Below are 14582 nucleotides of genomic sequence, written 5' to 3'. Positions count from 1 at the left end.
CACCGCGTTTTGTCGGGGGGCAGATCCATTGCGTGGAAATCCAGTTCTATTGGGGGGCGAGCGTCCTCCACCACTCAACGCGTTTTTCAGTTGTTTTTTTGGTATCCCGATGTCCGGGTCCCAACCTCGGGTTCCTCATTCCGTCATCTGCCAACGGTTCCTGCCGCCTCCACGGCAGGGCCTCTGAAACCTCGCTGTCACCTGGGCTGAAATCGCTCAGAATCATGACCAAAACACCCGAGAATCTTTTTAAAAATCAAGTGTTTCCTCCCGAGGTTTTTTCCTACATCTGTCATCGGAAACTGCGACTTTCTCTTCCATGGTTTTCACCCCCGGCCACCCCTTTATCACGGCTTGGGACCGAAGCCATGGCGTCATGCAAGAGCCATCTACCCCAAACGTACAAACACGACGAAAGGAGATTCTTCATGTTTAAGCGCAACGTTCTCGCGGTATCCATGACCCTCGCTGCACTGTGCTCGGCCCAGGCTGCAATGGCTGACATCAACGGCGGCGGCGCAACCTTGCCACAGCCGCTGTACCAAACCTCCGGCGTCCTCACCACTGGCTTCGCCGCCTACATCGGCGTGGGCAGCGGCAACGGCAAGGCGGCTTTCCTGAACAACGATTACACCAAGTTCGTGGCGGGCGTGACTAACAAGAACGTGCACTGGGCAGGCAGCGATTCCAAGCTGACGGCTGCTGAGCTGCTGGCTTACCAAACCAACAAACAAGCGACTTGGGGCAAGTTGATCCAGGCGCCTTCGGTGGCCACTTCGGTCGCCATTCCATTCAACAAGGCTGGCGCCAACGCGGTTGATCTGAGCGTCAACCAACTGTGCGGCGTGTTTTCGGGCCGCTTGACCGACTGGAACCAGATCACTGGTTCGGGTCGCACCGGCGCGATCAAAGTGATCTACCGCAGCGAGTCCAGCGGTACCACCGAACTGTTCACGCGCTTCCTCAACGCCAAGTGCGCTGAGACGCAACCGTTCGCCGTGACCACCACCTTTTCGTCCAGCTACGGTGCAGGCTTGCCTGCTGGCGCAGTGGCCGCTACCGGCAGCCAAGGCGTAATGACCGCGTTGAACGCTCAAGATGGCGCGATCACCTACATGAGCCCGGATTACGCGGCGACCACCTTGGCCGGTCTGGATGACGCCACCAAAGTGGCCAAGATTGGCGGTGTTTCGCCAGCGCCTGCCAACGTTTCCACCGCCATTGGCCAGATCCCTGCGCCAACCGAAGCCCGTGCCGATGGTTCGTTCATCGACGCCACTAACCCGGACAACTGGGTACCGGTATTCGCTGCCACCGCCAGCGGCCCGGCGACGTTCGCCTACCCATCCAGCGGCTACCCGATCCTGGGCTTCACTAACGTGATCTTCAGCCAGTGCTACGCCGACGCCACCCAGACCACTCAGGTCCGTGCGTTCTTCAACCGCCACTACGGCAACCTGATCAACAACGACACCGCCATCAACAACAACCGCTTCGTGCCGCTGCCAGCCAACTGGAAAAAAGCCGTGCGTGACACCTTTGCCACCGCTTCCAGCGCTCAAGGCATCGGTAACACCAGCGTCTGCAACGCCATCGGTCGTCCGCTGTAACCCAGGCTTTCAACGACCCGCAACCCCGATCAGCAACGGCCTGTGCCGTTGCTGATTTTTTTGCGTTAGCAGCCCTTTATGAACTTTGCATGACAGAAGTTCAGTCCCGCCCCTCGCCAACCGCCTAACCCTCATACGTGAGCCTGTCTTGCTCCTGGCGATTACAAAGAAGGAAGATTCCCGATGGTCCGCTGCAAACCCACGCTCAAGCTGAATGCCCAGGGCTCGCACGCCCAGACTGTGTTGCGCCTCAAGCCTCTGGCTCAGGTCATTGCCTTGTTGGTGGTGGCGGGCAATGCCCATGCGGCGACGGCGTTCAGCCCAGCGTGGTTCGCGGCCAAGGGGGCGACCCAGGCGACGACGGCGGCGCGGATCAATGCGGGGCAGATGCCGTCGGTGCCGACGCTGAACCAGCAGGCGCGGGTCAACCAGCAGTTGGCGCGGTCCATCAGCACGCTCAACACCACGGTCGCGGCGATTGCGGCGCAGCAGGCGGCGCAGGCGGCCGGTCGGCAGGCGGCGTTCGGTCAGGTCTCGACGATTCCCGACGGCCTCGGCAAAGGCGGCTTGCAGGTGGACAACAGCCTGACCCAGGGCTGGACCAATGCCAAGGCGCCGACCCAGACCCAGGCGGGCGGCAAGACCACGGTGAGCATTGAGCAGACCGCCGACAAGGCGATCCTCAATTGGGAGACGTTCAACGTCGGGCGCAACACCACGGTGGATTTCCAGCAGCAGTCCACCTGGGCGGTGCTCAACCGCGTCAATGACCCTGAGGCACGCCCCAGCGAAATCCAGGGCAAGATTCAGGGCGCGGGCACGGTGATGATCATGAACCGTAACGGCGTTGTCTTCAGTGGCACCAGCCAGGTCAATGTGCGCAACCTGGTGGCGGCTGCCGCGACGATCACCGATGACCAGTTCATCCAGCGCGGCCTTTATGTCGACACCAATGGCACTCAACCGACGTTCACCGACGCGGCGGGCAAGGTCGAGGTGCAGCGCGGTGCGTTGATCCAGACCCACAACGCCGCCACCTCCACCGACGCGGGCGGCTATGCCTTGCTGCTCGGCACCGAAGTGGAAAACGCCGGCACGATCATCACCGCCAAGGGCCAGACCACCCTGGCGGCCGGTGACAGCTTTTACATTCGCAAAGGGGTGGGCACGGCGGGCAACGAGCGTTCCACCACCCGTGGCAATGAAGTCGCCGCCAGCCTCAAGCCGGGCAGCAGCGCAGGCAAGGTGATCAACAAAGGCCTGATCATGGCCTCCACCGGCGACGTCACTCTGACCGGGCACCAGGTTCAGCAAAACGGCGTGGTCCTGGCCAGCACTTCGGTGGACACCCGCGGCTCCATTCACTTGCTCAACTCGGCCAGCGACACCGGCGGCAGCGTCACCCTGGGGGAGGGCAGCACCACTGCAATCCTGTTGGACGCCAGTGGCAGCACCGCCCTCAACAGCCAGAAAGACAATGGCCTGATCAAGCTCGACGGCACGCCGGCTAACCTGATCACGGGGCAGTTCAACCACCTCAGCGCCGTGGCCGACCGCACTGACCAGTCGCGTATCGAGATCGTCAGCGGTGGCACCGTGGACTTCCAGAAAGGCTCGATCACCCTCGCCACCGGCGGCCAGGTGGCGGTCAGCGCCGGTCAACGCAGCCTGGTGCGCGATGGCGCGATGATCGACGTGTCGGGCGCCGTGGGCGTCAAGGTGTCGATGGAAGCCAACAACATCAAGATCAACGTACAGGGCAACGAGCAGCGGGATGCGCCGATCAACCGCGACAATGGGCAACTGATCAATAACGACGTGTGGGTCGACTTACGCGACCTGGTGTTTGTCCCGGCCGGCACCAGCGGCTACGCCACCGATCGCTGGTACACCGCCGGTGGTCTGCTGGAAGTCGGCGGTTACCTCGGCACCCAGGGCCATTCGGTGGGCGAATGGATGGCCCAGGGCGGCACCGTGACCTTTACCGGCAAAGATGTCGTGACCCAGCAGGGCGCGCAGATCAACTTGTCGGGCGGCACCGTGGATGTGCAAGGGGGCTATATCCGGCAAACCTGGCTCAAGGGCCCGGATCGACGGTTGTACGAGTTGTCCAAAGCATCCGGCGACATTCTTTATTCCGGTATCTACAAGGGCTATGAAGACACCAGTGTTCGCTGGGGCCAGACCGAGTACTACTACAACCCGATGATTGCTCCGCAGGGCCGTAACGAGGCCGGTTATACCGTGGGCCGTGACGCCGGCAAGCTGGTGGTCAGCACCGCCAGCGCAGTGCTGGAAGGCCAGATGATCAGCGCGGTGTTCCAGGGTGATCGCCAGACCCAGGCGCCGAACATCAACCTGGACGGTTACCAGCAATCCCAAAAAGCCATGGCCCAGCTCGCGCAGTTGATCATTGGCCAGTACACGCCGATCTACAACAAGACCACCGGCACCTTGCGCTACGCCTTGGGGGCGAACGCCGACGAGGTGTCGATCGAAGGCAGCCTGGAAAAAATCGCCGATGGCCTGGACCTCGCCACCGCGTTGCCCCAGGACCGCCAGGGCAAAATCCTGCTCGACAGCGAGCAGCTCAGTGGCAACCCGTTGGGCGCGATCAAGGTCGCGGCCAGGCAGCAGGTGACCGTCAATGGCGCGCTCAGCGTGGCCGACGGCGGCGACATCACCCTGTTCGGACCGAGGGTTGATATCAACGCCAACCTGACAGCCCTGGGTGGCAGCATCAATGCGGGCAACATCCTCAGCCAGGTCAACCCGCTGAAAGCGGGCGAGGTCGAAGACACGACCCTGGCCGGTGGTTCGAGTGTGAGTGTCGCGGCCGGCGTCAAGCTCGACGCCCGTGGCCGCTGGAACAACCTACTGCTCGACCCGACCAACAGCACCGGTGTGGCGTATGTCAACGGCGGCAAGGTCTCGTTGCGCAGTTCGAACAACGTCAACCTGGCGGCCGGCAGTGTGGTGGATGTGTCCTCCGGTGCGACCCTCGGCGTCGACGGCAAGCTCACCGGCGGCAAGGGCGGCAGTGTGACCCTGGGCGCCCTCGGCGCCTTGGCGTTGGAGGGCGAGGTGCTCGGCTTTGGCGTGAGTGGCGGCGGCACCCTGGCCTTGCAGGCACGCAAGGTGCAGATCGGCAACAGCGCGGCTGCGGTGGACAGCGACACCCTGAAACTGGCTGGCGACTTCTTCAATAAGGGTTTTTCGGCCTACGACATCACCGGCAACGAAGGGCTGATCGTCACCGACGGTACGCAAGTGGATGTGAGCCTGCCGACCTATCGTTTGGGCACCCAAGCGTCCACCACGCCAACGGGCAGCGATCCCGCCACGGCCTTGGGGCAATGGACGCCGCCCCTGTACCAGGAGGACGCGACCAAGGGCGTGCTGACCCAACGCCGTGGCGCCGGTTTGAGCCTCACCGCCGGCACGGTCTACGCCACGGCTGCGCAACTGGCGAGCACGGCCCTGACCGTGGGCCACGGCGCCGTGATCAACGTCGATCCCGGCCAGGCCATCAAGCTGCGCAGCATCGGTCAATTGACCCTGAACGGTACGCTCAATGCCTGGGGCGGCAGTGTCAGCCTGGGCGGTGTGACCACCGGCGCCTCGGAGGCGGTGAACGCCATCGGCCATGACCGCTCGATCTGGATTGGCGAACAGGCGTTGATCGACGTGGCGGCGCGGGCGGCCACGGCGGTGGACTACCGTGGCGGCACTTACGGCGTGGTGCGCGACGGCGGCACTATCAACATTGGCGGCTCGCTTGACCTGAACACCGGCCTTGCCACAGCCAGCGACGTGTTCGTGGTCGTGCGCGACGGTGCGCGCCTGGACGCGTCCGGCACCCAGGCCTTGCTGAATATTCCAGGGCAGGGCGCGGTGCAGGTCGCCAGTAACGGCGGCAGCATCAGCCTGGCCTCCAACAATGGCCTGTACCTGGATGGCAGCCTGGTCGCCAGGGCCGGTGGCGCCGGCGCGGCGGGCGGTAGCCTCAACCTGGCGCTGGAGAGCCCGTATTACCAGAAAGCCGGGGTCACCGATCGGGTGCTCAAGGTCCGTGACCTGGTGTTGAGCCAGGTGCACCAACCGACCGCGCTGGGCGACAGCCTGGAGTACGGGCATGGCCGCCTGGGTGTGGATCAAGTCACTGCCGGCGGCTTCGATAACCTCGCGCTGTTGAGCAATGGCTTATTGAGCTTTGACGGTGATGTGAGCCTGGACATGGGCCAGAGCCTGCGTTTTTACAGCCGTGGTTATGGCCTCAGTGAAAACGCGGCAGGCAACTCACGTATCAACCTGACGGCGCCGCACCTGTTGCTGGCGGGCTACCTTGCGCCTCCCGAGACGGGCAAGGATTTATACGTGCGTCCGGTGCCGGTGTTGCCGGCGCCATCCCAGCGTGCAACCGAGGCGCAGTTCAATGCCGACGGCGACCTCGTGGAAGTGCGCGGTAATGTGATCTTCGGCAATCGCAGCAGCCTGTACGGCGCCGACAATAGCCTGGCGAGCCTTGAGCGCCGTGGCTTCGACCAGGTCAACCTGACCAGCCAGGGCGATTTGCGCTTTCTGGTGGGCGCCTCCGCGAACGACATCATTACCGGTGTCAGTACCCAGTTACTGACTCAGGGCGACATGACCCTGCGGGCGGCGCAGGTGTACCCGAGCACGGAAGTCAGTGCCCGTGTCATCGCCGGTTACCTGGGCGAGTCATCGGCTGTGCAGGGCCTGACGTTTGACCCTTTACGCACGTTGACCATTGGCCGCGTCGGCAGCACGGACGCGCCCCTGCCGTATTCGGCATTCGGACGCCTGCAACTGGGCGCTGCCACCGTCAAGCAAGGCGGTGTGGTGCGCGCGCCATTGGGCCTGATCGATATCGGCAGCATGGGTAGCAGCCTGGTGCAATTGCTGCCGGGCAGCGTCACCTCGGTGAGCGGCAAGGGCCTGGTGTTGCCCTATGGCGGCACGCTGGACGGGCAGGTTTACAAGTACAACGGCAAGACGGTGACATTCCTCGGCCAAGGCGGGCTGGCCAATACCAACAGCGACTTGAGCGTGGGCGTCATTCTGGGCGGCCAGTCGGTTGCGGTGCAGCCGGATGCCATCCTGGACCTGTCGGGCGGTGGCGAGTTACTCGGCGCCGGGTTTGTTTCCGGGCGCGGCGGCTCCACGGATGCGCGTTACAACCCGCTGGTGCAATTTGGTGCCAACGGCGGGTTTGTGTTGCCGGGGCTGTCCACCAACCCGATCTACGCCATCGTGCCGGGCGTGCAACCCGGCGTAGCGCCGGTGGCTGCGGAGGGCGGTGCCGTGGCGCCGCTGGTTGGCCAGCAGGTCACCATCGGCGCGGGTGTGCCAGGGTTGCCGGCAGGCACCTATACCTTGATGCCGTCGACGTATGCCTTGATGCCCGGCGCCTATCGCGTGGAGATCAATGGCCTGGCCGGAGTCGGCAGCGACGCCGCGACCATCTTGATGCGCAATGGCTCGTGGGCCACGGCCGGGCAGTTGTCGATTGCCCACACCGGGATCCGCAACAGCACTGCCAGCCAGTTGATCCTGACTTCGGCGGACACCCTGCGCCGTTATTCCCAATACAACGAAACCAGTTACGCCCAATTCGCCAAAGCCGATGCGGCCAGGTTAGGCGTACCGCGCCCCATGCTGGAAGCCGACGCCAAGACCCTGAAACTGGCACTGCGCCCCGGCCAGGGGGCCGACGCATTCTCCTTCGAGGGTATCGGACGTTTTGATGCCGCGACGGGAGGCTATGGCGGTACGGTAGCGGTACTGGACCCTGGCAAGCTCGGCATTGAAGTGATCGCGGCTGACGCTTCGGCTACCGCCGGTTTTTCCGGCATTACGCTTAAAGCCGACACCCTCAATGCCATCGGTGCTTCACGGCTGATGGTGGGGGGCATGACCATGGTGGAGTATGGCCAGTCGGGCAACTTCATAAGCCTGGCATCGGGTGTGAATGCCGCCGATAGCAACGTGACTTTACGTGCGGGCGCCACCCTTGCCGCGCCCGAAGTGTTCCTGGTGAGCAACACCGGCGCCATCGTGGTAGAGCAGGGCGCTTCGATCAACACCCTGGGGCGCGGTGCCGCCAGCTACGATGCCCGCGACGGTTTTATCTACCAGGTTGCCAATATGCTGGCGGTGTCCAACGGTTTGCTGAACGTGGTGAGTGCCCCTCAAGTCGGCGGTGTGACCAGCGGTGGTATCAACATCGGCGCATGCAGCACGAGCGTCTGCACCGGCCAGACCGGGTTGTATTCCGATGGCAGCATCGTGGCCCTGACCGACAGCACCTTCCAACTGGGCGACCAGGTGCGCTATGGCACTCGTCACCTCAACCTGGGCGTGAGCACCATCAACCTGGGCAGCGTCGAAGCCCTCGCCGCGGCGGCTGCCGCAAACCGCTTGCCAGCCGGCCTGACCCTGAACCAGGCGCTGCTCGACCGCCTGCTGCGCGGCGACACGCAATTAGGCGCACCGGCCCTGGAGACCCTGCAGTTGTCGGCGCGTGACGGTTTTAACTTCTACGGCAGCGCCAGCCTCGACACCTATGACCCGCTGACCGGCAAGTCGCTGCTGAGCAACCTGATGCTGTCCACCCCGTCCATCTACGGCGCCGGTGGTGCCAGCGATGTCGCGACCATTCACACCGCTAACCTGATTTGGCTGGGTGCTACTAACGCCCCCGGCGCGGTGGTGGCAGGCGGCGCAGGCACTGGCAGTGGGCGCCTGGATATCAATGCCGAGCGCATCGAGTTTGGCTATGGCGAATTTGGCCAGCCCAGCACTGTAAAAAGCTTCGACCGCCTGGCCCTGGGCTTTGCCAACGTTGCTCTCAATGCCAGCGAGCGCATCACCGCCAACCACAAGGGCAGTCTGTCGGTGTACCAGCGCCAGGGCGCCTATGACCCGGTCAGCGGCTTCCAGTACAGCGGCGGCAACTTGACCATTCGCACCCCGCTGATGACCGGTGAGGCCGGCTCGGTGAACACGATCAAAGCCGGCGGTGCGATCGATATCGGCGCCTCGGCAGGCTCCCGTGGCAACGCCAGCGGCCAGGGTGCCGCACTGTCCCTGCAAGGCGACAGCATCCGCGTGGCCAGTGCGGTGGTGTTGCCCAGCGGTAAAGTCAGCCTCAGTGCCCGTGGCGATGTGGTGTTGACCGACGACGCGCTGATTGACGTGGCCGGTCGTGGGATCACCTTCAACGATGTGACCCAATACGGGTGGGGCGGCGATGTGCTGCTCGACAGCCGCAGCGGCAATATCCTGCAGGCGGCGGGCTCGACCATCGACCTGTCCGCCAAGCACAACCAAGCCGGCAAGTTGCGTGCGGTGGCCACGGATGCGGCGGGTGGAATCGTCGATCTGCAGGGCAAGATCCTCGGCAGCAGCAGTGGTTACTACAACGCCGGTGGCACCTCTATGCCGCAACCAGCTGGAACCGTGGAGATCCAGGCGCAGCGCCTGGGCAGCAGCGGCTCCCTGGACCAGCAGTTTGCCGACCTCAACCAACGCCTGAACCAGGGCGAAGTGTTCGGTGCGCGCAGCTTTCAGCTCAAGCAGGGCGACCTGACCATCGGCAACGGGCTCAAGGCCGGCACCGTCAGCGTGTCCGTGGACAACGGCAGCCTGCGCGTGACCGGCCTGGTGGACGCCAGCGGTGAGCGCGTCGGCAGTATCAACCTGGCCGGCAAGAACGGCCTGACCCTGGACAGCACAGCCGTTCTCGACGCTCACGGCAGCAAGCTGCGCGTGGACAGCTACGGCAAGATCATCGACTCGCCGAACCGCGCCACGGTGGTGCTGGGCTCCGGCAGCGGCCAACTGACCCTCGCCGACGGCGTACGCATCGACCTGCGCCACGGTACCGGCGCGGCTGCTGGTAATGACGGACGCAATCGCGGCACCCTGGAACTGAATGCACCACGGTTGGCAGGCAATGACGTGGCGATCGACGCCAGTGGACGCTTGACCATTCAGGGCGCGCGCTCGATCACCCTCAACGGCATGGCGACCTACGACGACGCCCCCGAAAAAAGCGATCCGACCGCCAGTGGCAGGCCGTATCAGGAAATCACCCAAGGTTATTTGGATGCAAAACACGCCTTGAGCGAGGCCTTCATCAATGCCGCCCTGCTCAATACGAACTTGCTGGATAACAAGCTCGCCGGCTTGAATAACGCGACCTACGCCGACGCTTTCCACCTGCGCCCCGGTGTGGAAATCGTCAGCAAGACCCCGGACGGCGACCTGGTGGTCCAGGGCGACCTGGACTTGTCCGGTTATCGCTATGCCAGCCTCAACCCCAACAGCCAGAAGAACAATGCCGTCTACGGCTCCGGCGAGTCCGGCAGCCTGACGCTGCGCGCCGGTGGGGACTTGAATATCTACGGCAGTATCAACGATGGCTTCGCCAAACCGCCGGTGTCCGAGGATGACAAAGGCTGGGTGCTGCTGCCCGGTGTGGACTTCAGCGGCGGCACCATCGTGGTGCCGGGCAACGGTGTAACCCTGGCAGACGGTACGGCGTTCCCGGCGGGCAGCACGCTCAACTACGACCTGCCGATCAAAGGCCTGACGGTCGCCGCCGGCACCCGTTTGCCAGTGGCCGCGACCTTGGGCCAGGACCTGGTTCTGCCGGCGGGCAGCGTATTGGCGGCGGACGTGCGTGATGCCGGGGGCAACCTGTTGTTTGCCGCCGGTACGTTGCTCGCCGAGGCGCACACCCTGGTGGCGGGCACGCAATTGGGCGCCGGGACACTGTTGACCCAAGGCACCCGTCTGCAAGACATGATCTGGCCCAAAGGTTTACCGCTGCCGACGGTGCACGGGGCGAACCTGGCCAATAACATCGTGCAACTGAGTGGCAGCAAAGCCCTGCCGAAGGGCGCGCTGATCCCCGCCGGCACCGATGTGAAGTTGCCCAACGGGGCTGCCTCGGTGCAGTTGCGGGTTGGGGTGTCTGGCGACGCCGGTCAGGTGTGGGCCATCTCGCCGATGCTGGCCGAAGGCACCCAATCGTGGTCGTTGCGCCTGGTGGCGGGTGCCGACACCGAGGCAGCGGACAGCCGTCTGCTGCAAGCCCATCCGCGCAGCGGCGATATTCACCTGGCCGACAATCACTACGGCATGTATGCCAAGGAATTGCCGAGCAAAGGCGTTCAGACCTGGACGGCCGAAGCGGTGGCGGTGCTGACCGAGGCTGGGTTGGACATCAAAGAGGGCGACCCCATCGACCAGCAATTGCTCGATGACTTGAGCCTGGGGTCGATCGAGGATTTCTGCGCCGGCGCGCCGGAGTATTGCGCGATCAAAGTGACCTACGTGTGGACGCAGCAAGCGGCTGACGATCTGTTGAACCAGTCCGGTGTGATCATCCCCGTGGGCGCGGTGATCACCAATGAGTTCCTCGCCAGCCTGGAGCTGCCTACGGTGGATGAAGTCTGCGCCCTGGCTCCCGAATATTGCGCGGCCCAGAGCACGACCGAATACGGGGCGACGCCTTCGAGTACACGCTTCAGTGTGATCCGCACCGGCCGCGGTGACCTGGAGTTGTTGAGTGCGGGCAACCTGAGCATGGATTCGCTGTACGGCGTGTACACCGCCGGTACTTCATCGACCGGCACGTTTGCGGGTGACCCGTACAACCAGCCCAACGCTCAACCGTCCGGCGCTGTGCTGAACGATCCGGGAAGCTACTTTGAGCAATTCGTCAACGGCTCACCCACCAGCCGCTACCGGGCCTGGTACCCGGAGGCCGGGGGCAATCTGACCCTGAATGTCGGCGGTGACCTGACCGGTAATATCACCAGCACTGCGACCAGCAATGCGCGTCCCAACCCCAAGGACGCCGGAGTGGACTCGGCCGCAGTCGGCAACTGGCTGTGGCGCCAGGGCAGTGGTGACGTGGCCACGGGCGGGCAAGCTCAACCCACCGCCTGGTGGATCAATTTCGGCAGTTACACCGCGACCACGGCGGCGGACAAAATGCTTGGCTTCACCGGCTTCGGCACCTTGGGTGGCGGCAATCTGGACGTGAACGTGGTCGGTGATGCCGGGGTCTTGGATACCTTGGGCTATGGCTTCAACAACACCACTGTAAACCCCCACAGTCAGGGCCTGGCCCTGGCGGTCGGCAGCACGGGGCGGATCGCCAGCGATGGCAGCCAGCAGTTGACCGGCGGCGGCGATTTGCGCGTGCGCATCGGTGGCGCGCTGAACCCGGCCAGCGTGGCCGCGACTGCGGACCATCGTGATGGTGTGCTGGTCAACCTGCGCGGCGATGTGCAACTGCGCAGCACCAGCGTGGGCAGCGTCGACATGCTCTACGGCAGCATTTCCCCCACCCAGAGCCCGGGCGAAACTCGCGCGTTCGACCCATTGGTCGCGACCCGTGGCGTTGCCCGTGGTGGCATGACCCTGGTGCCCGGTGATGCCACGTTCAACCTGCAGACCCTGGGCGACTTAGTGGTGCAAAACGTCGAAGACCCGGGCCGGGTACAGCTTTCGCACGTATCACCCTTTACCCAAGGCGCGAAAGTCGGCAGCGGTTCAAGCTGGTTTACGTTGTGGACTAAAGACACCGCGATTGATCTGTTTTCACTGGGCGGCAACCTCACACCCTTCACCCGCTCCGAAGCGACGGCCGACCTGGCGGTGGTCTACCCGTCCATCCTTAACGCTACCGCAGCGGGCGGCAGCCTGTATTACGGTAAAGCCGCGCAGACGCAGACCAACGGTGACAGCGCCTACAGTTATCCCTTGCTGTTGGCGCCTGGGGAAAACGGCCAGTTGCAGTTCCTTGCCCAAGACTCGATCTACGCCGGCGGCATGCCGGTTAGCCAGTCCGGCACGGCGAACAGTGCGATGGCGACGCCGTGGAATCCTGCGTACCAAGGCCGGGTTGGCAACGCCGTGGTCGCCAGCAACCTGTCGGTCACGGGTAACGCGGGCAACCTCTCATTGTTCGCATTCGGGTCTGGCACCACAGCCGCTTCATCTGCGGGCAGTGCTGAACCGGCGCGGTTTTATGCGATGGACGGCGACCTTGTCGGGGTGAGCAGTGGTCGGATAATCACGTTCCAGAAGACACCCGGGTCAGTGCATGAAGGTGAGACCTGGTATGAAGGGAATGGCGCGGTCCGCATGATGGCCGGGCGGGATATCGTCAGCAGTGGTCGTACCTTTGGCACTGATGGTTTTACCGTCGCGTCGCCAAGCGACAATCTGTTCATTCATAAAAACACGCAGGACATCTCCATCGTGTCTGCCGGGCGCGACATTCTCTACAGCAACTTCCAGGTAGCCGGCCCCGGCCTGCTGGAAGTGTCGGCCGGGCGCAATATCCTGCTAACAGGCACGGGCGGCGAGCACAGCGTGACCAGCCTCGGCGCGGTGTTGCCGGGCGACAACCGCCCTGGCGCGAGCATCGTCATGCAGGCCGGTGTCGGCGCCACCGGACCGGATTACCAACGGTTCGTCGAGAGCTACCTGAACCCGCTCAACCAGGCACAAACGGGCGAGTCCTTGCAGGGCGGCAAAGTGGCCAAGACCTACGAGGACGAACTGGCCACCTGGCTGGCCGAGCGCTTCGGGTTTGCCGGCGACAGCGAGCAGGCCCGCGCTTACTACGCTGCATTACCCGCTGAACAACAACGGGTGTTTGCCCGTGACGTGTACTTTGCCGAACTCAAGGCCGCTGGCCGCGAGTACAACCAGGACGGCGGCGTCCGCGAGGGCAGCTACCTGCGTGGCCGTGCGGCGATCGCTGCGTTGTTCCCGACCAGGGACGTGGCCGGCAACCCGATCACTTACCAAGGCGACATCACACTGTTCAACGGCTCGGGCGTGCACACCAATGCCGGTGGGTCGATCCAGATGCTCACCCCCGGCGGCGGCCAGACCTTCGGCATCGAAGGCGCGGCGCCACCGTCCACGGCGGGTGTGATCACTCAGGGTGCCGGTGACATTCAGCTGTATTCCATGGGTAGCATCCTCTTGGGGCAGAGCCGCATCATGACCACCTTTGGCGGCTCGATCATGGGGTGGACCGCCGAGGGCGACATCAACGCCGGTCGCGGCTCCAAGACCACCGTGGTGTACACACCGCCCAAGCGTGTCTATGACAACTGGGGCAACGTGGGCCTGTCGCCGTCGGTGCCGAGCACCGGTGCGGGGATCGCCACGCTGAACCCGATCCCGGAAGTACCGGCGGGAGACATCGACCTGATCGCGCCGTTGGGCACCATCGATGCGGGCGAGGCGGGGATTCGGGTGTCGGGTAACGTCAACATCGCGGCCTTGCGGGTGGTGAACGCGGCGAATATCCAGTCCCAGGGCAAATCGTCTGGGGTGCCTGTAACGGCCTCTGTCAATACCGGCGCCATGAGCTCGGCCAGCGCGGCGGGGGCAGCGGCCTCCCAGGCGGCGGAAGATGCGGCGCGCAGTCAGCAGGCGGCGGCCAAGCAGGGCAGGGCTTCGATCGTGACGGTGGAAGTGCTCGGGTTTGGGACTGAGCCGGTGCAGCGTGGGGTTGAAGAGGGGCAGAAGACGTCGGGGTATAACCCCAACAGCCCGGTGCAGGTGCTGGGCGCGGGGCCTCTGAGTGAACAGGCGCGGGCGCGGTTGACGGACGAGGAGAGGAAGCAGATTTCGTTGTAGTTGGGTTGGTAGGGCCTCTCGTTGGACTTTTGGGGTGATCTTTGATTGCCCCGTTTTTTTTTTGCTGGTGTACATATCCGTTATTTGGGTAACGGCGGCTTAGGGTTCCGCTCTTACAGCGGGTCACTTTTGTAAAGGCACAAAAGTAACCAAAAAGCCTTCGCCCCACCACTCGGTGCCTCGCCTAGGCTCGGCATGCCCGTAATCCGACATTGATTTGGGGGGCCGCCGCCACGCGCCATCCATGGCGCAGGGCGGCTAAACCGGCATCCC

Annotated in this window: 2 protein-coding genes; both read left to right on the top strand. The window is 63.9% G+C overall.

Annotated elements, in window-relative coordinates:
• Positions 1-428 precede the first annotated feature (428 nt).
• A complete protein-coding gene (locus AOA61_RS12715; RefSeq protein WP_099601874.1) occupies positions 429-1610 on the top strand; it encodes a substrate-binding domain-containing protein in 1182 nt (393 codons plus the stop codon).
• Between the two features lie 183 nt (positions 1611-1793).
• Complete coding sequence (locus AOA61_RS12710) at positions 1794-14309, top strand: filamentous hemagglutinin family protein (RefSeq protein WP_099601873.1); 12516 nt, start codon at positions 1794-1796, stop codon at positions 14307-14309.
• Positions 14310-14582: the final 273 nt, after the last annotated feature.

The organism is Pseudomonas sp. 2995-1, assembly GCF_002742505.1.
GTDB lineage: Bacteria > Pseudomonadota > Gammaproteobacteria > Pseudomonadales > Pseudomonadaceae > Aquipseudomonas > Aquipseudomonas sivasensis.
This window is presented reverse-complemented; position numbering and strand designations above follow the sequence as displayed.